At 71.3% G+C, this 22,589-nt stretch carries 21 protein-coding genes; 9 read left to right on the top strand and 12 right to left on the bottom strand.

The genetic code is table 11. The features are described from left to right. The first annotated feature begins 8 nt into the window (after positions 1-8). Both VXC91_RS04600 and VXC91_RS04595 read left to right on the top strand, forming a co-directional pair. Complete coding sequence (locus VXC91_RS04600) at positions 9-1,181, top strand: thiolase C-terminal domain-containing protein (protein ID WP_329505290.1); 1,173 nt, start codon at positions 9-11, stop codon at positions 1,179-1,181. 107 nt (positions 1,182-1,288) lie between these two features. Then, positions 1,289-1,954, top strand: coding sequence for a pyridoxine/pyridoxamine 5'-phosphate oxidase (locus tag VXC91_RS04595; protein ID WP_329505288.1), 666 nt, complete (start codon positions 1,289-1,291; stop codon positions 1,952-1,954). A gap of 52 nt (positions 1,955-2,006) precedes the next feature. Here the strand turns inward: VXC91_RS04595 and VXC91_RS04590 are convergent, their stop codons facing one another. Genes VXC91_RS04590 through VXC91_RS04580 form a run of 3 tightly spaced genes read right to left on the bottom strand, consistent with a single transcriptional unit; the run spans position 2,007 to position 3,564 of the window. Beyond that, the gene (locus VXC91_RS04590; protein ID WP_329505286.1) at positions 2,007-2,615 is read right to left on the bottom strand and encodes a GNAT family N-acetyltransferase; all 609 of its coding nucleotides are present in this window, start codon (positions 2,613-2,615) and stop codon (positions 2,007-2,009) included. 29 nt (positions 2,616-2,644) lie between these two features. Next, positions 2,645-3,115, bottom strand: a complete 471-nt coding sequence (locus tag VXC91_RS04585; RefSeq protein WP_329505284.1) for a Zn-ribbon domain-containing OB-fold protein — start codon at positions 3,113-3,115, stop codon at positions 2,645-2,647. Then, positions 3,112-3,564 (bottom strand): DoxX family protein, encoded by a 453-nt coding sequence (locus tag VXC91_RS04580; RefSeq protein WP_329505282.1) that lies wholly within the window; start codon positions 3,562-3,564, stop codon positions 3,112-3,114. Before VXC91_RS04580 ends, VXC91_RS04585 begins: the two co-directional genes overlap by 4 nt. A gap of 253 nt (positions 3,565-3,817) precedes the next feature. On the opposite strand from VXC91_RS04580, the gene VXC91_RS04575 reads away from it, so the two are divergent. From VXC91_RS04575 to VXC91_RS04560, 4 genes are all read left to right on the top strand, one after another. Then, positions 3,818-5,017 (top strand): flavin-containing monooxygenase, encoded by a 1,200-nt coding sequence (locus tag VXC91_RS04575; RefSeq protein ID WP_329505280.1) that lies wholly within the window; start codon positions 3,818-3,820, stop codon positions 5,015-5,017. Between the two features lie 170 nt (positions 5,018-5,187). Next, positions 5,188-7,413, top strand: coding sequence for an acetate--CoA ligase family protein (locus tag VXC91_RS04570; protein WP_329505278.1), 2,226 nt, complete (start codon positions 5,188-5,190; stop codon positions 7,411-7,413). A gap of 34 nt (positions 7,414-7,447) precedes the next feature. Continuing rightward, a complete protein-coding gene (locus VXC91_RS04565) occupies positions 7,448-8,260 on the top strand; it encodes an enoyl-CoA hydratase/isomerase family protein (RefSeq protein ID WP_329505276.1) in 813 nt (270 codons plus the stop codon). A gap of 111 nt (positions 8,261-8,371) precedes the next feature. Next, on the top strand, positions 8,372-8,977 hold the full coding sequence (locus VXC91_RS04560; protein ID WP_329505274.1) for a flavin reductase family protein: 606 nt from the start codon (positions 8,372-8,374) through the stop codon (positions 8,975-8,977). A gap of 50 nt (positions 8,978-9,027) precedes the next feature. Here the strand turns inward: VXC91_RS04560 and VXC91_RS04555 are convergent, their stop codons facing one another. Next, positions 9,028-10,332, bottom strand: a complete 1,305-nt coding sequence (locus VXC91_RS04555; RefSeq protein WP_329505273.1) for an MFS transporter — start codon at positions 10,330-10,332, stop codon at positions 9,028-9,030. Between the two features lie 71 nt (positions 10,333-10,403). On the opposite strand from VXC91_RS04555, the gene VXC91_RS04550 reads away from it, so the two are divergent. Continuing rightward, the gene (locus VXC91_RS04550; RefSeq protein ID WP_329505271.1) at positions 10,404-11,456 is read left to right on the top strand and encodes a GlxA family transcriptional regulator; all 1,053 of its coding nucleotides are present in this window, start codon (positions 10,404-10,406) and stop codon (positions 11,454-11,456) included. Between the two features lie 75 nt (positions 11,457-11,531). Here VXC91_RS04550 and VXC91_RS04545 read toward each other — a convergent pair whose 3' ends face one another. The 3 genes from VXC91_RS04545 to VXC91_RS04535 all read right to left on the bottom strand — a co-directional run bounded on the left by VXC91_RS04545 (position 11,532) and on the right by VXC91_RS04535 (position 14,730). Beyond that, positions 11,532-12,581 carry a Zn-dependent alcohol dehydrogenase gene (locus VXC91_RS04545; protein ID WP_329505362.1) on the bottom strand — a complete coding sequence of 350 codons (1,050 nt, stop codon included), beginning with the start codon at positions 12,579-12,581 and terminating at the stop codon, positions 11,532-11,534. 21 nt (positions 12,582-12,602) lie between these two features. Then, a complete protein-coding gene (locus tag VXC91_RS04540; RefSeq protein WP_329505269.1) occupies positions 12,603-13,754 on the bottom strand; it encodes an acyl-CoA dehydrogenase family protein in 1,152 nt (383 codons plus the stop codon). A 64-nt stretch (positions 13,755-13,818) separates the two neighbouring features. Next, positions 13,819-14,730 carry an SDR family NAD(P)-dependent oxidoreductase gene (locus VXC91_RS04535; RefSeq protein ID WP_329505267.1) on the bottom strand — a complete coding sequence of 304 codons (912 nt, stop codon included), beginning with the start codon at positions 14,728-14,730 and terminating at the stop codon, positions 13,819-13,821. 84 nt (positions 14,731-14,814) lie between these two features. Here VXC91_RS04535 and VXC91_RS04530 point away from each other — a divergent pair, with 84 nt between their 5' ends. Next, positions 14,815-15,741 (top strand): cyclase family protein, encoded by a 927-nt coding sequence (locus tag VXC91_RS04530; RefSeq protein WP_329505266.1) that lies wholly within the window; start codon positions 14,815-14,817, stop codon positions 15,739-15,741. Positions 15,742-16,190: 449 nt separating this feature from the next. On the opposite strand, the gene VXC91_RS04525 is transcribed toward VXC91_RS04530, so the two are convergent. The 4 genes from VXC91_RS04525 to VXC91_RS04510 form a co-directional block, all read right to left on the bottom strand. Continuing rightward, positions 16,191-16,682, bottom strand: coding sequence for an ATP-binding protein (locus VXC91_RS04525; RefSeq protein ID WP_329505265.1), 492 nt, complete (start codon positions 16,680-16,682; stop codon positions 16,191-16,193). 477 nt (positions 16,683-17,159) lie between these two features. Next, positions 17,160-18,053 (bottom strand): acyl-CoA dehydrogenase family protein, encoded by an 894-nt coding sequence (locus VXC91_RS04520; protein WP_329505361.1) that lies wholly within the window; start codon positions 18,051-18,053, stop codon positions 17,160-17,162. An 8-nt stretch (positions 18,054-18,061) separates the two neighbouring features. Continuing rightward, entirely contained in the window at positions 18,062-19,216 is a 1,155-nt protein-coding gene (locus tag VXC91_RS04515; protein WP_329505263.1) for an acyl-CoA dehydrogenase, read from the bottom strand. Beyond that, positions 19,216-20,409, bottom strand: a complete 1,194-nt coding sequence (locus VXC91_RS04510) for an amidohydrolase family protein (RefSeq protein WP_329505262.1) — start codon at positions 20,407-20,409, stop codon at positions 19,216-19,218. The genes VXC91_RS04515 and VXC91_RS04510 overlap by 1 nt, the downstream gene beginning before the upstream one ends. A 147-nt stretch (positions 20,410-20,556) precedes the next feature. Between VXC91_RS04510 and VXC91_RS04505 the strand changes: the two genes are divergently transcribed. Continuing rightward, entirely contained in the window at positions 20,557-22,071 is a 1,515-nt protein-coding gene (locus tag VXC91_RS04505) for a class I adenylate-forming enzyme family protein (protein WP_329505260.1), read from the top strand. Here the strand turns inward: VXC91_RS04505 and VXC91_RS04500 are convergent. Then, the gene (locus VXC91_RS04500) at positions 22,050-22,562 is read right to left on the bottom strand and encodes an EF-hand domain-containing protein (RefSeq protein ID WP_329505258.1); all 513 of its coding nucleotides are present in this window, start codon (positions 22,560-22,562) and stop codon (positions 22,050-22,052) included. The genes VXC91_RS04505 and VXC91_RS04500 overlap by 22 nt on opposite strands. Between the last annotated feature and the right edge of the window lie 27 nt (positions 22,563-22,589).

Here is a 22,589-nt window from a genome sequence, read left to right as displayed (position 1 = left end):
TCAGATCCATGACTGCTGTGACCGGCCGGAGAGCCGCGATCGTGGGCGTATCGCTGTCCGACTGCGGCCGGGTCGACGAGGCGACGCCGTACGCCCTCCACGCCCAGGCGGCCCGCCGTGCCCTGGCGGACGCGGGCCTGGACCGCTCGCTGGTCGACGGCTTCGCCTCGGCGGGGCTCGGCACACTGGCCCCCGTGGAGGTCGCCGAGTACCTCGGACTCAGACCCACGTGGGTGGACTCCACCTCCGTCGGCGGCTCCACCTGGGAGGTCATGGCGGCGCACGCCGCGGACGCGATCGCGGCCGGCCGGGCACGGGCGGTGCTCCTGGTCTACGGCTCGACGGCCCGAGCGGACATCAGGGCGGGCCGGCGCACCGGCACCCTGTCCTTCGGCGCCCGCGGCCCTCTCCAGTTCGAGGTGCCCTACGGCCACACGCTCATCGCCAAGTACGCGATGGCGGCCCGCCGCCACATGCACCAGTACGGCACGACGATCGAGCAGCTGGCCGAGGTGGCGGTGCAGGCGAGGGCCAACGCGTCCGCGAACCCGGAGGCGATGTTCCGCGACCCCATCACGGTCGACGAGGTGCTGTCCGGCCCGGTGATCGCGGACCCCTTCTCCAAGCTCCACTGCTGTATACGGTCCGACGGGGGCGCGGCGGTGCTGCTGGCGGCCGAGGACCTCGTACGCGACTGCCGCACCGCACCGGTGTGGGTGCTCGGCGCCGGGGAGCACGTCTCGCACACGACCATGTCCGAGTGGGCCGACTTCACCGTGTCCCCGGCGGCCGTGAGCGGCCGCCTCGCCTTCGAGCGCGCGGGGGTGCGCCCGCAGGAGGTCGATTTCGCGGAGATCTACGACGCCTTCACCTACATGACGCTGGTGACGCTGGAGGATCTCGGCTTCTGCGGGAAGGGCGACGGAGGGGCGTTCGTGGAGAAGGGGCGGCTGCTGGTGCGGGGCGGGGAGCTGCCGGTGAACACGGACGGGGGCGGCCTCTCGGCTCAGCACCCCGGGATGCGGGGGCTGTTCCTGCTGGTGGAGGCGGTGCGGCAACTGCGCGGCGAGGCCGGCGACCGTCAAGTGCGGGTGAATGGCCACGAGTTGCCGCAGCTGGGTGTCACCTCCGGTACAGGTGGCTGGTTCTGCTCGTCGGGGACGCTGGTGCTCGGACGGTGAGCGGCGGGGAGGCTCTGCGCGGGGCAGGGCCGTCGGCCCGGTCGCTGCCGCACGGATGACGGCCCGGCATGCCCCGCGCCTTCGGGCCGGGCGCGATACTCGGGGGCATGGGAACGGATCTTCACGAGCTGCTCAGGACCCTGCGGGTGTGGGACCCGGAGACCACCGAGCTGCCCGCCTTCGACCCGGCGGCGGCCCCGGCGGAGCCGCTGGCGCTGTTCACCGAGTGGTTCGCCCAGGCGGTGGCCGCGGGGCAGAGCGAACCGCACACGATGTCGCTGGCGACGGCGGACCCGGACGGCACCCCGGACGTCCGCATCGTGATGCTGCACGGCGCGGACGAGGAGGGGTGGGCGTTCGCGACGCACGCGAACAGCCGCAAGGGCCGGCAGCTGGCCGCGAGACCCTATGCCGCCCTGGGCTTCTACTGGCCCGTGCAGGGCCGGCAGGTCCGGGTGCGGGGCCCGGTGACGGCCGCGCCCGCACAGGAGGGGCAGGCGGATCTGCACGCCCGCTCGACCGGCGCGCTGGCCGCGGCGCTCACGGGCCGGCAGAGTGAAGTGCTCGTCTCAACGCAGGAGTTGGCACGTGTCTCGGAGGAGGCGTGGGAGCGGGCGCGTCGGCAGCCCGATGCCCCGGTGCCGTCCTGGACGCTCTACCGCGTCCATCCGGAGGAGGTGGAGTTCTTCCAGGGGGACGACAGACGCCGCCACGTACGGCTGGCCTACCGCCGGACGGAGGAGGGGTGGACGAAGGCGCTGCTGTGGCCCTGAACGCGGAGCCCCCCTCTCCCCACCGCTCCTCGGGACCGGCGGACCGAGACGGCTACGGCACCGTCGGCTCCGGGTCGCTCGCTATGCGGCCGTGCAGGTGCACGTCCCGGAACGCATCCTGGCGTCCCGCCGCGAACATCGCTCCGCGCAGCGTGCCCTCGTACCGGAAACCGCATCGCTCGGCGATGCGGCAGGACGCGTCGTGGCCGAGTGCGTGGCCCAGTTCCAGGCGGTTCAGCCCCAGGTCGGCAAGGGCCCAGCAGGCGGCGAGGTCCAGCGCCCGGGTGGCGACGCCCCGGCCGCGGGCCTCGGGCAGGACCCAGTAGCCGACGCGCGCGGTGCGCATGACGTGGTCGATCTCGTTGACGCCGATGTGCCCCAGCGTCGTACCGCACGCCGCGTCCGTGATCCGGAACGAGAGGCTCGTCCCGTTGGCCGCACCCGCCGCTCTCGACCTCAGCGATTCGTGTGCGCCCTGTCTGTCCACCACGGTCCTCAGGGGCGTGTTCCACCGGCGGAAGTCGGGGTCGGTCAGCCCTCGCAGATACGCTTCGACGTCCTCCTCGGACCCAGGGTCCCAGGAGGACAGCAGCAGGCCGTGGCCGTGCAGTTCGGGGAAGGGGATCGGGAGCACCGCGGAGTTCTTCTCGAAGTCGGCCATCAGGCCATTGAAGCCTGTACGCCGCTTCCTCACCCCTCGATTTCCCGGCCTCGGCCGCATGCGGCGGCCCCACGCCCCCAATGCCGCGGCCGGAAGACCGGAACGGTCACCTGCCCGGAGTCCCGGAAGACCGCCTGGAGCCCCATCCCCACGCGCAGCTCGGCCTCCTCGCACTCCACCACCTCCGTCATCATCCGGGGCCCCTCCGCGAGATCGACCACGGCGGCCACGTACGGGGTGCGGTCCCTGAAGGGAGACAGGTCGTTGCGGTGGACGACGGACCAGGTGTAGAGGGTGGCCCGGCCGCTCGCCGGCTCCCAGCCCACATCCTCGCTCCAGCAGTGCGGGCAGAACTCCCGTGGGTAGTGGTGCGCGCGCCCGCACGCGGCGCAGCGGCGGATCAGCAACCGTCCCCGCGCCGCCGCGTCCCAGTACGTCCGTGTGAAGGCGTCCGATTCGGGTTCGTCGTGGCGGCGCCGGGCCTCCGGTGCCCCGCTCACCGGAACAACCCCAGCGCGCCGTCCACCGCCCACGTCTGCCACGACATCCCGAACAGGGCGACCACCGAGATCAGCGCCATCATCGAATTCTGCCCCTGTTCGGCCCAGTCGTGGATCATGAGGACGAAGTAGAGGACGTTGAGGAGCAGTCCGCCGACCAGGGCGACCGGGGTCAGGAAGCCCACGATCAGGCCGAGCCCGACGGCCAGTTCGGCGTAGACGACCAGGTACGCCATCGTCCGCGGCCGGGGCGCGACCACGACGTCGAACCCGCTGCGTACCGCCGTCCAAGGGTGCCCGGCGACGACGTCCGCGGCCCACGCGATCCCGGTGCCCCGCTCGAACCACGCCTTCTTGTCCTTGTGCCGCCAGCTCTCGAACCACCACAGCCCGAGCCCGATGCGGAGCACGGCGAGCCATTCCGCGCCGGTGAGCCAGATCGTGTCCATGCGGCACCCGCCCTTCCACCGAACCATATCTGACGGTACGTCAGTTCAGCGCACGGACCGGGCCCACGCAAGAGCCCTGTGCGACACCGCTTGCGCCCTCCACGCACGAGCCGCCCGAACGCCCACCGGTCCCCCACAACCGGTCCGCCTACGACACCGGCCCCACCCACTCCTCCTACAGCCGTGATCGATTCGCAACCGATTCCGGTCTTGACCGAGACCCATCAACGACATGCGTGGATACGCTCCGCTCATGGCCGACTCGACCACTCCTTCGTCGCGCCCTGTGGTGCCGTCCCATGAGGACCGACCGGTGTACGTCATCGGCGGCGGCCCGGGTGGGCTCGCCGCGGCGTACGCGCTGCGCGCCCAGGGCGTACGGGCCGTCGTCCTGGAGAAGTCCGACCGCGTCGGGGCGTCCTGGCGGCGCCACTACGACCGGCTGCACCTGCACACCACGCGGCGCCTTTCGGCTCTGCCGGGGCTGGCGATGCCGCGCTCCTTCGGACGGTGGGTGGCCCGCGACGACGTGGTGCGCTACCTCGAGACGTACGCCGAACACCACCAGTTGGAGATCGTCACCGGCGTCGAGGTCTCGCGCATCGAGGCCGCCCCGGACGGCACCGGCTGGCTGCTGCACGCCACCGGCGGCCGTGAGCTGACGGGCAGCGCCGTCGTCGTCGCCACCGGCTACAACCACACCCCGCGTGTGCCTGACTGGCCGGGCCGCGACGCCTACAGCGGCGAGTTCCTGCACGCCGGCGAGTACCGCAACGCGGCACCGTACGCCGGCCGGGACGCACTCGTCGTCGGCGTCGGCAACACGGGTGCCGAGATCGCTGTCGATCTGGCGGAGGGCGGTGCCTCGCGCGTACGGCTGTCGGTGCGCACCACGCCCCATATCGTGCGGCGCTCCACGGCCGGATGGGCGGCCCAGTTCACCGGGATCCTCGTACGGCGGCTTCCGGTGCGGCTCGTCGACCGGCTGGCCGGGCCGATGGCCAGGCTCAGCGTGCCGGACCTGTCGGCGCACGGGTTGCCCCGGCCCGGCACCGGGCTCTACTCCCGCGTCCAAGAGGGGTCGATCCCCGTGCAGGACGTCGGGCTCATCGACGCCGTACACAAGGGTCGAGTCGAGATCGTGGCGGCCGTCGAGGGCTTCGAGGGCGGCAAGGTCGCCCTGGCCGACGGCAGCCGGATCGAGCCCGACGCAGTGATCGCCGCGACCGGGTATGTGCGCGCACTGGAGGGACTCGTCGGCCACCTCGGTGTCCTGGACGCCCGCGGCAAGCCGGTCGTCCACGGCGCCCGCTGCCCGCGCACCGCCCCGGGCCTTTACTTCACCGGCTTCACCAACCCGATCAGCGGCATGTTCCGCGAACTGGCCATCGACGGCCACAGGATCGCCAAGGCGGTGGCGCGCCGCACGGCACGGGAACGCGCGGCGCTCTGAGACCGGGCCCCACCTGAGCGGGGACGGAGGAGGCACCGTCGGCGGTACGGACGTCCGAGCGGCACGGCCGCTCACGACCGCGGCCGTTCCGTCCCTTCCTGACAGTTCGTCAGTTGGGTAATCTGACACTACGTCAGTTGCCGAGTTGTCACACAGGAGCGGGCGGACCGATGCTTGGATCAACCCACGGCACCCTCACCACCGACTCCCGCCGGGCCCGGGTCATCGCCTGCGACGAGCAGCCTTCGCCCGTGGTGCACGGCAGGCCCGCCGGGGTCGGCGACCTCGACGTCAGCGGCCGTCCGCTGCATGCCGACGTCCCCGATCTGGACCGGTTCTTCCGGCCCGAGTCGGTCGCCGTCGTCGGCGCGTCCGACGCCGAGAGGCGGCCGCACACCGGCATCACCCGGCAACTGATCGACTGGGCCGAGTGGGTCGGAGCCCGGCTGCATCCCGTGCACCCCACCCGCCGTTCCGTCTTCGGCATTCCCTGCTCCCCCTCCCTCGCGGAGCTGCCCGAGCAGGTCGATCTCGCCGTACTGCTCGTCTCCGACCCGCTGCCGCTGCTCGAGGAACTGGGCGCTGTCAAAGTGAGGTTCGCCGTGGCCTTCGCCTCCGGGTTCGCCGAGACCGGAGACGAGGGCGCTTCCGCCCAGGCCCGGCTCGCGGCCGCCGCGGAGCGGTCCGGAATACGACTGCTCGGGCCCAACACCAACCTCAACGCCTTCGAGCGGTTCCGGGACGACCTCGACGGGCCGGCCGTCGCGCTCATCACCCAGTCCGGGCACCAGGGGCGGCCCGTCTTCGCCCTGCAGGAGCTGGGCGTCCGGCTCTCCCACTGGGCTCCCACCGGCAACGAGGCCGACCTGGAGACCGCCGACTTCATCTCCTACTTCGCCGAACGGCCCGAGGTCGGCGCCATCGCCTGCTACATCGAGGGGCTGAAGGACGGCCGCTCCTTCCTCCTCGCCGCCGACCGGGCCGCCCGACGCGGAGTGCCGGTCGTCGCCGTCAAGGTCGGCCGCACCGAGACCGGGGCCCGCACCGCCGCCTCACACACCGGCAAGCTGACCGGCGCGGACGACGTGGTCGACGCGGCGATGCGGCAGTACGGGGTCATCCGCGTCGACGGGCTCGACGAACTCCAGGACACCGCCGCCCTGCTGGCCCGGGCGCGCACCCCGCGCGCCGACGGCGTGGTCGTCTATTCGATCTCGGGCGGCACGGCCGCGCACGTCGCGGATCTGGCGGCCGAGGCGGGGCTGCGGCTTCCGGTTCTGTCCGGGGCCAAGCAGACGGAGCTGCACCAGTGGATCCCCGGCTACCTGAACGTCGCCAACCCCGTCGACAACGGCGGCCATCCGGTGGGCGACTGGCGCGGGCGGAAGATCATCGACGCGATCCTGGACGACCCGCAGGTCGGCGTGCTCATCTGCCCCGTCACCGGGCCCTTCCCGCCGCTGAGCGACAAGCTCGTGCAGGATCTGGTGGACGCGGCGGAGCACACGGACAAGCTGGTGTGCGTGGTGTGGGGGTCGCCGGTGGGCACCGAGGCCGCCTACCGCGAGACCCTGCTCGGGTCCTCGCGCGTGGCCACCTTCCGCACGGTCACGAACTGTCTCACGGCCGTGCGCGCCCATCTCGACCACCAGCGCTTCGTCCGCGGCTACCGCTCCCCCTTCGAGACGGCGCCCCGCGCCCCCTCGCCCTCCTTCCGCAAGGCGCAGGCACTGCTGCGGCCGGGGCAGCAGCTGAGCGAGCACGCGGCGAAACAATTGCTGCGGGCGTACGGCATCCGCGTGCCGCGCGAGCAGCTGGTGACCAGCGCGGCCGCGGCCGTGCGCGCGGCGGGCCTCGTCGGCTACCCGGTGGTGATGAAGGCGTCCGGCGCACGGATCGCCCACAAGACCGAACTCGGCCTGGTGAAGATCGGGCTGACCTCCGCCAGCCAGGTCAGGGACGCCTACCGGGAACTGACCGACATCGCGCGCTACGAAGGGATCGAGCTCGACGGCGTCCTCGTGTGCCAGATGGTGGAGCGCGGTGTCGAGATGGTCGTCGGCGTCGGACACGACCGGCTCTTCGGGCCGACGGTCACGGTCGGGCTCGGCGGCGTGCTCGTCGAGGTGCTGCGGGACGCGGCCGTGCGCGTGCCGCCCTTCGGCGAGGAACAGGCACGGGACATGCTCGGGGAACTGCGCGGGCGTGCCCTGCTGGACGGGGTGCGCGGGCGCCCCCCGGCCGACCTCGACGCGCTCGTCGAAGTCGTGCTCCGTGTCCAGCGCATGGCCCTCGAGCTCGGCGACGGGCTCGCGGAGCTCGACATCAATCCCCTGATGGTGCTGCCCAGGGGGCAGGGAGCCGTGGCGCTGGACGCACTGGCGGTGTGCCGCTGAGTTCCGGACCGGCCGACTCACGAAACGGAACATCATGACGCCCTCCCCCGAAGATCCCGTCGAGTCATGGGTGCTGCACACCACTGACCAGCACGTCTGCCGGCTCACCCTCAACCGCCCCGGCGCCCTCAACGCCATCACCCCCGACCTGCGCGAACACCTCATCCGGAAATTTCTCGACGCCTCCGCAGACCCTGATGTGCGCGCCGTGGTCCTCACGGGCGCGGGCCGCGGTTTCTGCGCGGGCGCGGACCTGCGCGGCGCAGCCTCGGGGGGTGAGCGGATCCCCGGCGACGTGGCCCGCACGATCCGCCGGGGCGCCCAGCGTCTGGTCGCCGCGGTCCTCGACTGCGAGAAACCGGTGATCGCCGCCGTGAACGGCACCGCCGCAGGCCTCGGTGTGCATCTCGCCCTCGCCTGCGACCTCGTCCTGGCCGCCGACACCGCGCGGTTCATCGAGGTGTTCGTGCGCCGTGGGCTGGTGCCGGACGGAGGGGGCGCGTATCTGCTGCCGCGGCTCGTCGGGCCGCAGCGCGCGAAGGAGCTCATGTTCTTCGGCGACGCGCTGACGGCGCCGGAGGCGGAGCGCCTCGGACTGGTCAACCGGGTCGTACCCGCGGCAGCCCTGGAGAAGACCGCCCGGGAGTGGGCCGAGCGCCTGGCCGGTGGCCCCACTCGCGCCCTCGCGCTCACCAAGCAGCTGGTCAACGCCTCGCTGGAGACCGACCGCACCACCGCCTTCGCGGCCGAGGCCGCCGCCCAGGAGATCAATATGACCACGGCGGACGCACGGGAAGGGGTCGCGAGCTTCGTGGAGCGGCGCAGCGCCACGTTCGAGGGCCGGTGACGCGGCCCGGGTGACCGTGGAACCGTCGACGGATCGTGGTGGGCCGCCCCAGGATTCCGGGCTCCGCGCAGCCTTTTCATCTGACGCTCGGTCAGTTTCAATGGTGATGTGATGGGACATGCAGGGGTGGCGGCCACCGCCGTCCGTTACCTCAGGTCGGTCGGGACGGGCACGGCCGTGGGCTCCGTCGAAGCCTTGCCCAGGCCCGAGTTGCGGTGCGTCGCAGAGGACGAACGGGCACCGGTCGATCCGGGCGAGTTCCGGCGCGTCCTCGGGAACTTCGCCACCGGCGTCACGGTGATCACCGCGCCCGCGGCGGACGGTGAGGCGGCGCCCGCGGGCTTCGCCTGCCAGTCCTTCTCCTCGCTCTCGCTCGACCCACCGCTGGTGGTGTTCATGGTGGGCCGGACCTCCACCACCTGGCCGCGGATCGCCCGCGCCGGGGTCTTCTGCGTGAACGTACTCGCGGACCACCAGGGCGAGTTGTGCCGCGGCTTCGCAGTCAGTGGCGGCGACAAGTTCGCCGGCGTCGACCACGAACCGGCGCCGTTCTCCGGCTCCCCGCGCCTCGCGGGCGCCACGGCGTGGATCGACTGCGCGATCCACGCCGTGCACACCGGCGGCGACCATCTGATCGTGGTGGGCCGGGTGCAGGCCCTCGGGACGGGTGACGGCGAGGGAGGGCCGCTGCTGTTCCACAGGGGCCGCTTGGTCTAGTGCTGTGGCCGGCAGGGTTCACCCCGCCGCCCGGCCGGCACCCCTCCCGTTCACGCGAGCGCGGGCATGACCGCCGGACGCCGCCGGATCACCAGCGCCATCAGGGCCGCCGCCGCACACAGCGCGCCCGAGGCGTACCAGACCACGTCGTAGGAGCCGAACGCGTCCCGGGCGACACCGCCGAGGAACGCGACCAGGGCCGCACCGACCTGGTGCGATGCGAGGACCCAGCCGAAGACGATGGCGCTGTCCTCGCCGTACTGTTCCCGGCACAGTGCCAGGGTGGGCGGAACCGTGGCGACCCAGTCCAGGCCGTAGAAGACGATGAAGAAGATCATCGGTGGGTGGACCGCCGGGGCGAGGAGCATCGGCAGGAAGAGCAGCGAGATGCCGCGCAGGGCGTAGTACACCGCCAGCAGGCGGCGTGGTTCGAAGCGGTCCGTGAACCACCCCGAGGCGACCGTGCCCAGAACGTCGAAGACACCGATGACCGCAAGGAGGGAAGCCGCCGCCGTGATCGGCATGCCGTGGTCGTGCGCGGCCGGGACGAAGTGGGTCTGGATCAGACCGTTCGTGGAGGCTCCGCAGATCGCGAAGGTGCCGGCCAGCAGCCAGAACGGGCCCGTGCGCACCGCCGAGAGGAGCACGGTGACGGCACGGCGGGCGGCTCCGCGCACGGGCTCCGGACGCGGCACGAACTCCTTCGCGCCGTACGGCTTCAGGCCCACGTCCGCGGGGTGGTCCCGCAGCAGCAGCACGACGAAGGGGATGACCGCGAGGGCGGCGAGGGCCACCGTCACCGCGGCGGGGCGCCAGCCGCGGGTCTCCACCATCCAGGACAGCACGGGGAGGAAGAGCAGCTGTCCGGAAGCGGAGGCGGCGGTGAGGATCCCGCTCACCAGGCCGCGCCGCCCCGTGAACCAGCGATTGGTCACCGTCGCCGCGAAGGCCAGCGCCATCGAGCCCGTGCCCAGACCGACCAGCAGGCCCCAGCAGAGCAGGAGTTGCCAGGCCGCCGACATCCAGACGGTCGCGCCCGAGCCCAGCGCGATGATCGCGAGGGCCACGGCGACGACCCGGCGGATGCCGAAGCGGTCCATGAGGGCGGCTGCGAACGGCGCGGTCAGCCCGTACAGCGCCAGGTTGACGGAGACCGCGGCGCCGATCGTGCCGCGCGACCAGCCGAACTCCTGGTGCAGCGGGTCGATGAGCAGTCCCGGCAGAGAACGGAAGGCGGCGGCGCCGATGATGGTCACGAAGGTGACCGCGGCGACGAACCACGCCCGGTGAACGCGGGACGACCGCTTGTCGGTCCGGGAATCCTCGACGACTGCGGCTTCGGTTGTCTGGGTCACGACATAGACGATCCGACTAAGTTTCGAGCCGATCGAGTGGCCCGAGAGACAGTATTCGTTAGCATCGGGCCATGACCCGTGAGCCAGCGTTCCGGCCGCACCGCGTCGTCGTCCTCGCCCTCGACGGACTGCTCCCCTTCGAACTGGGCATCCCACACCGGATCTTCGGGCGTCCCAAGGACGCCGAGGGACGGCATCTGTACGAGGTCGTCACCTGCTCCGTCCGGCCACCGGGCCCGGTCGTGACCGAGGCCGACTTCGCCATCCAGGTCGAGAACGGCCCGGAGACGCTGGCCACCGCCGACACGGTCGTCGTCCCGGCGTCCTACAAGCTCGGTCCCGTCTTCGAGGAGGGTGTGCTCACCGAGGAACTGGCCGCCGCGCTCGCACACGTCCGGCCCGGCACCCGGCTCGCGTCCATCTGCACCGGCGTCTTCGTCCTCGCGGCCGCCGGCCACCTCGACGGCCGTCCCGCCACCACGCATTGGGCCGACGCCGAGCACCTCCAGCGGCTCTTCCCACGGATCAGGGTCGACGCGGACGTGCTGTACATCGACGACGGCGACGTCCTGACCTCTGCCGGTGTCGCCGCCGGGATCGACCTGTGCCTGCACATGGTGCGCCGCGACCACGGCACCGCGATCGCCAACGAGGTGGCCCGCCGGACGGTCGTTCCACCCCATCGCGACGGCGGTCAGGCGCAGTACATCCACCGGCCCCTGCCGGAACCGCAACTGGCCACCACGACCGCCGCCCGCGCCTGGGCGCTCGACCGCCTCCACGAGCCCATCCAGCTGCGCGACATGGCACAGCAGGAGTCCATGTCGGTGCGCACCTTCACGCGCCGCTTCCGCGAGGAGGTCGGCGTCAGCCCCGGCCAGTGGCTGACCCAGCAGCGCATCGAACGGGCGCGGCATCTGCTGGAGTCCACCGATCTGTCGGTGGACCAGGTGGCGCGGGACGCCGGATTCGGTACGGCCCAGTCGATGCGCCAGCACCTACAGGCTGCGCTCGGGGTCACCCCCTCCGGGTATCGGCGGACGTTCCGCACGGGTGCCGAGGACCCGGCCGGCCGCGCACCTGTCGGTAGGCCACGTCTCGGTAGGTCATGGGTCCGAAGGTAGGGGACGGCACCGACAGCAGCCCACGGGATCGTCCGTGACCTGTGGACAACCCCGTGAACGGCCGCCGCACGGTGCTCAGAAGGTCAGTACGGCCCTCGCGACCTTCCCCGCGTGGGCGTCCGCCGCCGCCTTCTCGTAGTCCTCCACCGGGTAGGTCGCCGTGACCAACTCGTCCAGGAGCAGGCGGCCTTCGCCGTAGAGGCGGGCGTAGAGCGCGATGTCCCGCTGGGGGCGGGAGGAGCCGTACCGACAGCCGAGGATGGACTTGTCCAGGTACATCGACGAGACCAGGAACGTGGCTTCGGCCGTCGCCGGGGGCACGCCCAGGAGGACCGCCTGGCCGTGGCGGTCCAGGGAGTCGATCGCCGCGCGGATCAGCTCGACGCGGCCCACACATTCGAAGGCGTGGTCGGCGCCGGTGGGAAGCACGTCCTTCACCTCGTCCACGGAGGTGAGGAAGTCGGTCGCACCGAACCGGCGGGCCAACGGCTCCTTGTCCGGATTGGCGTCCACCGCCACGATCCTCGACGCACCGGCGATACGCGCTCCCTGGAGGACGTTGAGGCCGATTCCGCCGGTGCCGACGACGAGAACGGTGTCGCCCTGGTCCACCCGGGCACGGTTCAGCACGGCGCCCACACCGGTCAGGACGCCGCATCCGATCAACGCCGCCGACGGCAGCGGGATGTCCTTCGGAATGCGGACGGCCTGCACCGCCTTGACCACCGTCCGTTCCGCGAAGGCGGAGTTGGACGCGAACTGATAGACCGGCCGGCCGGCCCGCGCGAACGGCTGCCCCGGTCGTCCGATCGCCTGCCGGCACATCGTGGGCCGGCCCCGGTCGCACTCGGCGCACGCCCCGCAGTTCGCCAGGGTCGACAGAGACACATGGTCCCCGGGCCGTACGTGGGTGACTCCTTCGCCCACCGCCTCGACGACGCCCGCGCCCTCATGGCCCAGCACCACGGGACACGGGAACGGAATGGTCCCGTCCACCACGGACAGATCGCTGTGGCACAGCCCCGCCGCCGAGATCGCCACCTGCACCTCGCCGGGCCCCGGCTCCCGTACCTCGAGATCGTCCACGACCTGCGGCTGTGTGCCGTCGTAGAACACCCCTCGTATCGCGCCTGGCATCGCAACTCCTCAGCCCTTCGGTCCCCTGGGTTCCTTCGGCAGGCCGAGCACGCGCTCGGCGATGATCGTGCGCTGGATCTCGTCCGAGCCGCCGTAGATCGTGTCGGCCCGGCTGAAAAGGAACAGATGCTGGAACGGGTCCAGTTCGTACGGTTCCGTCGGCGACCAGTCGGTGGGGCCCACCGCCCCCGCGGCGCCCCGCACCTGCATCGCCAGCTCGCCCAGCCGCTGATGCCAGCGGCCCCACAGCAGCTTGGCCACGCTCGGGGCGCCCGGGTCCGCCGTGCCGCCCAGCGTGCGCAGGGCGTTCCAGCGCATGGCGCGCAGTTCCGCCCACTGCGCCACGAGGCGGTCGCGCACGACCGGGTCGCCCGCGGCGCCCGTCGCCACCGCCGCCCGTACGACATCGCCCAACTCCCGTGCGAAACCGATCTGCTGGGCCAGCGTGGAGACGCCTCGTTCGAAGCCCAGCAGGCTCATCGCGACGCGCCAGCCGTTGCCCTCACCGCCGACCACGTGTTCGGCACGGGCGCTCGCACCGTCGAAGAACACCTCGTTGAACTCGCTGGTCCCGGTGAGCTGGCGGATCGGGCGGACCTCGACGCGGCCCGGCTGGTCCATCGGCACGAGGAGGAAGGTGAGGCCGTGGTGACGGCGTGAGGCAGGGTCGGTGCGGGCCAGCACGAAACACCAGTCCGCCTCGTGGGCCAGGGAGGTCCAGATCTTCTGGCCCGTGACCCGGTACGTGTGGGGTGTGTCGCGTACAGCGGTGGTGCGGATCCCGGCGAGGTCGGAGCCGGCACCGGGTTCGCTGTAGCCCTGGCACCAGAGTTCCTCGCCACGCGCTATGGGGGGCAGGAAGCGCGACTTCTGCTCCGGACTGCCATGGGTGATGAGGGTGGGGGCGAGCAGGTTCTCGCCGATGTGCCCGGAGCGGGGTGGCGCACCCGAGTCGGCGTACTCCTCCGCCCAGGCGACCTGCTGGGTGAGCGTGGCACGGCGGTTGCCGTGGCCGCCCTCGGTCCAGCCGAGGCCGATCCAGCCGGCCGCGCCGAGAGTGCGTTCCCACGCGCGCCGGTTCCCTGCGGGCAGGCCGGCCCGCAGCCAGGCCCTCGCCTCGCTCCGGAATGCCTGGTCCTCGGGGTTGGGGCCGAACTCCACGGTTGCCGCCTCCCATAGGTGTCCTGACGTCTCGCGGTGGGCTCGCCGGAGCTACGGCACGGCCCTACGCATTGGGCCGCGCCCCTTCCTGTGCCGCCCTCTCCATCGCCTCCAGTTGCCGGATCAGTGGCATCGGGTCCGTCCCCACTGTTCCCGGCAGGTGCTGCGCGATCCGCTCCGGGGTCCAGGAGCCCTCCGCGTACGCGGCCCTCAGCTCCCTCGGCTGGGCCCAGACCGCCAGCTTCGGGCCGGCGATCGTGTACACCTGGCCGGTGATGCGTTCCTGCCGCGCGCGGTCCGACAGGAGGTAGACCACGAGCGCCGCCACGTCCTCCGGTTCGCCGATCTCGGTCAGCTCCATGGGGACGTTCGCCGACATGCGGGTGCGGGCCACCGGCGCCACGGCGTTCGCGGTCACCCCGTACTTGTGCAGTCCCAGCGCGGCACTGCGGACGAGCGAGATGATGCCGCCCTTCGCCGCGCTGTAGTTGGCCTGCGCGACCGAACCCTGGTGGTTGCCGCTCGTGAAGCCGATCAGCGTGCCCGAGCGCTGTGCGCGCATCACCGCCGACGCCGCGCGGAACACCGTGAACGTGCCCTTGAGGTGGGTCGCGACGACCGGGTCCCACTCCTCCTCGGACATGTTGAAGAGCATCCGCTCGCGCAGGATGCCCGCCACGCACACCACGCCGTCCAGGTGGCCGTACGACGCGAGCGCCTCGTCCACCACCCGCTGGCCGCCCGCCATCGTGGAGATGTCGTCCGCCACCGCGACGGCCTCACCGCCCGCCGCCCCGATCTCCTTGACGACGGCCTCGGCGACCTCGCTCGTGGGGGAGGCACCCTCCACCGACACCCCGTAGTCGTTGACGACGAGCTGGGCGCCCTCCGCCGCCGCCGCCAGCGCCACCGCGCGCCCGATCCCGCGGCCCGCGCCCGTCACGGCGACGACCTTGCCTGCCAAGAAGTTCCCCACGCCCGGCCCCTTCCCGCAGTTTCTGACGAGTCGTTAGATTTTATGTCCCGTCAGACACTCGGAGACAAGCCCCGGGGAGGACTCATGTCACTGCCGGCCGAGTTCCAGGAGATGGCCAAGCGCGTGAACAACTGGGGGCGTTGGGGCGACGACGACGAGATCGGAACCCTGAACCTCATCACCGACGAGGTGGTGCGGGAGGCCGCGGCCTGCGTGCGCAGCGGCCGGCGCATTCCGCTCGCCCTGCCCCTCCAGCAGGACGGCGTGCAGACCGGCGTCATCCCCGGCAGGGTCAATCCGCTGCATGTGATGGTGCAGATCAACCAGGAGATCTTCGGCCCCGGCAGCGTGGCGTGCAGCGACGACGCCGTGACCATGGGGCTCCAGGCGGCCACCCACTGGGATGCGCTCACCCACGTCTCGCACTCCGGGAAGCTCTACAACGGCCGCCCGGCCGGCACGATCACGCCGCACGGCGGCGCCGCGTTCGGGGGGATCGACAAGCCGCGGTACATCGTCTCCCGCGGAGTGCTGCTCGACGTGCCCCGCGCGCTCGGCCGGCAGCGGCTCGACGGCGCGTACGCCGTGACCCCGGAGGACCTGGACGCCGCAGAGGAACTCGCCGGTATCCGCGTACGGGCCGGGGACATCGTTCTCGTGCGGACCGGACAGATCATGACCTATCTGGCGGGCGACAAGCACGGGTACGGGTATCCGTCGCCGGGGCTGTCCGTGCGGACCCCGGAGTGGTTCCACGCGCGCGATGTGGCGGCGGTCGCGAACGACACGCTTACCTTTGAGATCTTTCCTCCCGAGATCGACGACCTGTGGCTGCCCGTCCACGCCCTCGACCTGGTGGAGATGGGGATGTTGCAGGGCCAGAACTGGAATCTCGAAGAGTTGTCCACAGCCTGTGGAGAAGAGGGGCGCTACGCCTTTCTGCTGTCGGCGATGCCGGAACCGTTCGTCGGCGGAACAGGGACCCCCGTGGCGCCGGTGGCGATCCTCTAGGGACAGCCCGTACAGAGAAGGGCCGGGTGGCGGCGCGCCTCCTCCACTCTCGACCACGCTCGAGCGGGAGGTACCTCCGACTCACCCCGAGCACGGCACCGCGCACCGCCATCCGGCTCGGCGTACCCGCCCTGCTCCCCGGACGGCCCGGCGGACCGTCCGCCCCGCGAGGAGCCGACGCCGAATCACAACCCGCACTCGTCGAGGACTCCCGTCACCGGAGCCCTCGGCGTCCCCTCACGGCGAATCGCTGACCATAAGCGTGATCAAACGAATACGTTACGTCAACAGCAACAAGGTGATTCATCACCTTTGCACCATTTATGACGGCGCGTACGGAAGCACGGCACGGCGCACCCGTTGCCGGCCCGCTCCGAGTCCCCGAAGCCCGTGCGGCCGCACAGACAGGCGCGCGCACCCGGCGTCCGGGACGCCGGGACCCTCTCCGGCTACACCACGCCGAATGCGAACTCCTGGGGCGCCACGCCCACTCCGTACGTCGCGACCCTGCCCACGGCCCCCGCCGCACAGCGGTCCACCTCGCACCAGATGCGCTTGCCCACGCCCTCCAGATCCCAGCCCCAGCGGTCCGCGAGGCCGTCGACGAGCTCCAGGCCGCGGCCACCCGTCTCGTCACCCATCGCACGCCGGGGAACCGGCGGCCGGGCGCTGGCATCGGTCACCTCGAGTCGGACCGTCCCGGCCGGAGCGCCGGAGGCGTCGTCCCGCACACCCGTCAGCAGCAGACGCAGCACGGCGGGACAGCCGGTGTGCACCACCGCGTTGGTGACGAGTTCGGAGACGAGCAGAACCAGCGTCTCGGCCAGTGGTTCGTCCACCGCTATGCCCGACCCCACGAGCCGGGAGCGGGCCCATCGGCGAGCCCGCCCCACCTCCGCGGCGTCGGGCCGGATCTCCAGCTGCACTTGAAGCACCTGCACCGCTCACACCATCCGAACCGGCGGACACATCGCCTCGCGCCTTGCAAGGGCCACGATCATGGTCATCGTCTGCATGGCAGGAACCGGGATCACGGACCGTGATTCCCTTGCATGACAGCATGGTTGACGTACAGTCACCCCAACAAGCGCTTCGGGCATATTCCAGCGCGAAGGAGTACGCGTGCGGCATACTGTGCGACCCTTGCCGTGACGAGTCGAACAGGCAGGTACGACGGACCGTCCTGCCCTGCGGGCGGCACGCGGAGCCGGATCCGGCGCCGCCACAGGGGTCGCACCGGAGTGGCTCGGACTCGGAACCGCTCGCATCCCACACAAGGTACCCGAGCACCCCGCCGACTCCAGTCCGTGACAAGTCACGCGTAGGACACAACCCGGTATCAACGCTCAGTGACGCCGGATTGCCACAATCCGCGACATCATCGACGACCGACCCGCAGAACGCCTACCCAGAGGCGCTCACACCGCCTCGGACAGCAGGCCGGAAGCCAAGAGTTCATCACTCTCCGTGGCCAAACCCGAGCGCTGCGTCCGCACCCATGCCCGTTTCACAAAGAGGTGCACATCGGACTCCCAGGTGAATCCCATGCCGCCGTGCACCTGGAGGCAGTCACGGGCACCGCGGACGGCCGCCTCGTCGGCGAGCAGACGGGCGGCGGCGATGTCGACGGCATCGGCGGTGACGGCGGCCGCGTACACCGCCGCACGGGCCGTCTCCACGCGTACCAGGCTCTGTGCACACATGTGCTTGACCGCCTGGAAGGCCCCGATCGGCTGTCCGAACTGCTCCCGGGTCCGCGCGTGTTCCACCGCCAGCTCGCAGACCCGGGCCGCGCCGCCGAGTTGTTCGGCGGCGGTGAGCAGGACGGCGACGGGACCCGGCGCGTCGCCGTCGGCGCTCCTGACCGGCCACGGCAGCCGGTGCAACGGCGTCAGCGGGTCCACCGAGGCGACCGGAACGGCACCGGTCACGTCCCCGAGTGCGGCGTCCGACTCCGCCAGCCACTCCACGCACCCGCCGAAGGCGGCCGTGACCACCGTCTCGCCGGTCGCCGCGCCCGCCACGTGTCCGGCCGCCAGATGTGTGGCCACCAGCGGACCGGGCAGCAGCGCCCGCCCCGCCTCCTCGAAGACCAGCACCGCCTCGGGCAGTCCGAGACCGACCCCGCCGTCCGTCTCGGGCAGCCGTAGGGCGAAGAAGCCCGCCCCGCCCAGCTCCCGCCACAGTGTGCGGTCCAGGACACCGGGCCGGTCGACGGCGGCCCGCAGCGCGTCCCGGCCGAAGCGGCCCGCCAGCAGTGCGCGCATCGCGTCCTTCAACGCCCGTTGGTCGTCGGTCGGCTGGAAGTGCATGGCGTGCGTCACCGCCCCTTCGGCAGTCCGAGGATGCGTTCCGCCACGATGTTCTGCTGGATCTGCGAGGTGCCGGCCGCGATCGTGTACGAGAGCGACGACAGCCGGTCGAGGGTCCAGGGGCGGCCGAGGTCGAGGGACTCCGCGCCCAGCACCTCGGCAGCGGTGTCGTAGAGCTCCTGACGCGCGTGCGCATACCTGAGTTTGAAGACCGAACCCCCGAGGCCCGGTACTCCGCGGGTCTTCTCCGCCTCGCTCACGTTCCACTGAGTGAGCCGCCACAGCGCGCGGAACTCCGCGTTCAGCCGGCCGAGCCTTCGTCGCAGCGGTACGTCGTCCCATCGGCCGTTCCCACGGGCCTCGTGGGCCAGCTCACCGAGAACGCGCCGGCAGGCCACCACTTCCCCGGCGAACGCCGTGCCGCGTTCGAAGGACAGCGTCACCATGGTCACGCGCCAGCCGTCGTTCTCGGCACCGACCCGGTTGTCCAGCGGCACCCGCACCTCGTCGAGGAACACCTCGGCGAACTCGGTCGATCCGGCGAGCGTCCGCAGCGGCCGTACGGTGATGCCCGGCGCGTCCATGGGCATCGCCAGCCAGGTGATGCCCTTGTGGTTCGGAGCCTCAGGGTCCGTCCGGACCAGCAGTTCGCACCAGTCGGCGACTTCGGCGTGCGAGGTCCAGATCTTGGACCCGCTCACCACGTAGCCGTCACCGTCCCGCCACGCGCGCGTACGCAGCGACGCGAGGTCCGAGCCCGCCTCCGGCTCGCTGAACCCCTGACACCAGACCTCCTCCCCGCGCAGCACGGGCGGCAGCCAGCGCGCCCGCTGCTCGGGCGTTCCCTCGGCGGCGATCGTCGGTCCCGCGTGGAGCAACCCCACGAAGTTGGCCCCCACATAGGGCGCGCCCGCCTTCTCGGACTCCTCCAGGAAGATCAGGTGCTGGGCGGGGGTGGCCCCGCGCCCGCCCGCGTCCACGGGCCAGTGCAGCCCCGCGTAGCCGGCGTCGTACAGCATGCGCTGCCAGCCGAGGTCGAAGACGCGTCTGGCCGGCCAGTCGTGGGCGGACGGCTTCGGGGGCAGCGTGGGCAGCACCTCGGCCAGCCACCGCCGCAGCCGCGACCTGAACTCCTCCTCCTCGGGCGAGTCGGCGAGGTCCACTACCGGTCCAGGTCGAGTTCGAGCATCCGGATCGCGTTGCCGCGCATCAGCTTGTGGACGGTCTCGTCGTCGAGGCCCTTCACATGGTCGAGCGCGACCTCTTTGGTGTGCGGGAAGGTCGAATCGACGTGCGGATAGTCGGTCTCGAAGGTCGCGTTGTCGCGGCCGACCACGTCGAGGGAGGCGACGCCGTGCTTGTCGCGGAAGAAGCAGCAGAAGATCTGCCGGTAGTAGTACGTCGACGGCGGCTCGGGGATCAGGTCGCGGACGCCGCCCCACGCGCGGTGCTCCTCCCAGACGTCGTCGGCACGCTCCAGGGCGTAGGGAATCCAGCCCATCTGCCCCTCGGAATAGGCGAGCTTGAGCCGCGGGAACCGCACCAGCACGCCGCTGAACAGGAAGTCCATCATCGAGGCCATTGCGTTGTTGAAGGAGAGCGAGGCCTGCACGGCGGGCGGGGCGTCCGGGGAGGCGGCCGGCATCTGGGAGGACGATCCGATGTGCATGTTCACGACCGTGCCGGTCTCCTCGCACACCGCGAAGAATGGGTCCCAGTGGCCGGAGTGGATGGACGGCAGGCCGAGATGGGTGGGGATCTCGGAGAAGGTGACCGCCTTCACCCCGCGAGCGGCATTGCGCCTGATCTCGGCGACCGCGAGGTCGACGTCCCACAGGGGGATGAGGCACAGCGGGATCAGCCGGCCGCCGCTGTCGCCGCACCACTCCTCGACCATCCAGTCGTTGTACGCGCGCACACAGGCCAGGGCGACCTCCTTGTCGTGCGCCTCGGCGAAGGTCTGACCGCAGAAGCGGGGGAAGGTCGGGAAGCAGAGGCTGGCCTCGACATGGTTGAGGTCCATGTCCTTCAGCCGCGCCACCGGGTCCCAGCAGCCGCGCCGCATCTCCTCCCGGGTGATGCCCTCCAGGGTCATCTCGTCGCGGTCGAAGCCGACGGCGGCGATGTTGCGCTTGTACGGGAACTTCAGGTCCTCGTAGATCCACCAGTCGGTCGGCGGCCCCTGCGGGTCCATCGTGATCCGGTACTTGCCGCCGATATAGGCGAGCTCCCCGATCCCGGCGGTCAGCGGCTTCGGTCCGCGCTCCCGGTACCTCTTCGGCAGCCAGGTCTCGAAGAGGTGCGCGGGCTCGATCACGTGGTCGTCGACACTGATGATGCGGGGCAGTTCGGTCATGAGTCCCCTCCGCCTGGCGGCACTTATCTGATGGCCCGTCAGATCACTCTCTCCGGAAGGTTAGTCCCGCACCCCTGGACCGACAAGGCGGCGAGCCCTACGCTCTGCCAAAGATCTGACTGTCCGTCAGCTACAGGGGGCTCCGCCGTGAACGACACCGCGCATGCGCTGGGCACGTCCCGGACGCTCTGGGAACTGGCCGCCCGGCGCGCCGACCTCACCCCCGACCGGCCCGTGCTCCTCCAGGACGACCGCTCCCTGAGGTTCGGCGAGCTGTGCGAGCGGGCCGAGCGGGTGGCGGCGGGGCTGTACGGCATGGGCGTACGCCCGGGAACGGTGGTCGCCTGGCAGCTGCCCACCCGGATCGAGACCGCCCTGGTGTCCTTCGCCCTGGCCCGCCTGGGCGCCGTGCAGACGCCGGTCATCCCCTACTACCGCGACCGGGAGGTCGGCTTCGCGCTGCGGGCGTCGAAGGCGGAGTTCTTCGCGGTCCCAGGCACCTGGCGGGGCTTCGACCACACGGCGATGGCGCGTCGGCTCGGCGCGAAAGGGGTCTTCGAGGCGTACTCCGGCGACGGCCTGCCCGACGGGGATCCGTCCGTCCTGCCGGCTCCGCCCGCCGACGGCACCTCGGTCCGGTGGATCTACTGGACCTCGGGGACGACCTCCGACCCCAAGGGCGTGCTGCACACGGACCGTTCACTGATCGCGGGCGGCTCCTGCCTCGCGCACGCGCTGCACCTGTCGCAGGACGACGTGGGTTCGATGGCCTTCCCCTATGCCCATATCGCCGGACCCGACTACACGGTGATGCTGCTGCTGTACGGGTTCCCCGCGGTGATGTTCGAGCAGTTCGCGCTGCCGGAAGCACTGGAGGGCTACCGCCGGCACGGGGTGACGGTGGCCGGCGGGTCGACCGCCTTCTACGCGATGTTCCTCGCGGAGCAGCGCAGACAACCGGGCGTGAAGGTGATCCCGACCTTGCGGCTGCTGGCGGGCGGCGGGGCGCCCAAGCCCCCCGAGGTCTACCACGCAGTAGTCCGGGAGATGGGTGTGCAGCTCACCCACGGGTACGGCATGACCGAGGTGCCGATGATCACGATGGGGTCACCGGACGACTCCGCGGAGAACCTGGCGACGACCGAAGGGCGGCCGCCGGAGGGGATGGAGATACGGATCGTGGACGGGCAGGTGCGTCTTCGGGGAGAGGCCGTCTGCCAGGGGTATCTGGACCCGGCCCAGACGGCGGAGGCGTTCGACGAGGAAGGGTTCCTCGTCACGGGCGACCTCGGCCGTCTCACCGACAGCGGTCACCTGGTGCTCACCGGACGTCTCAAGGACGTCATCATCCGCAAGGGCGAGAACATCTCCGCCAAGGAGATCGAGGACCTGCTGTACCGGCACCCCGCCGTCCAGGACGTCGCGGTGATCGGACTGCCCGACGAGGAGCGCGGCGAAAGGGTCTGCGCGGTGGTCGAAACGGCCGCGGGCACCGAGGGGTTGACTCTCCCGGCGGTCACCTCGTACCTGCGCGCGGAAGGGCTGTCCGTGCACAAACTGCCGGAGCAGCTGGAGCTGGTGGACGCCCTTCCGCGCAACGAAACCCTGCGGAAGGTGCTCAAGTACAAACTGCGCGAACGCTACTCGGGGACGGTGAAGTAGCGCGCGAACGCGGCCACGACCTCGGCCTCGCCCACCTTGCCGTCACCGTCCGCGTCCAGCGCCACCGCGGCCGTCCGGGCGATGTCCTCGTGGACACCGAGGGCCTTCAGGACGCGCACGGCCTCCTCCACCGTGGCCGCGCCGTCGCGGTCGTAGTCCGCCACGGCGAGTGCCGCGTGCAGGAACGGACGAGCGATCTCGGCGAACCGGTCCGGATTGTCGCGCAGCCGCTTGACCGCGCCGCCGACAAACTCCTCGCGCGTGATGCGCTGGTCACCGTCCCGGTCCGCTATCCCGGCCATGCCCTGCCAGAACGCCTCACCCCCGGCGTACAGGGCCTGCCCCTGCTCGGACCGCGCCGCGGTGCCGAACTCGTTGAGGACCGCCTTGGCCGCCGCGCTGAAGTCCTCGCGGTCGATGTAGCCGTTGCCGTCCTGGTCGAAGGTGGCGAACCGGGCGGCGATCCTGCGCTCGTACTCGGTGCTGACCATGTGTTTCGGGCCGCCTTACGTGACATC

This window comes from Streptomyces chiangmaiensis, from assembly GCF_036281785.1.
GTDB lineage: Bacteria > Actinomycetota > Actinomycetes > Streptomycetales > Streptomycetaceae > Streptomyces > Streptomyces chiangmaiensis.
This window is presented reverse-complemented; position numbering and strand designations above follow the sequence as displayed.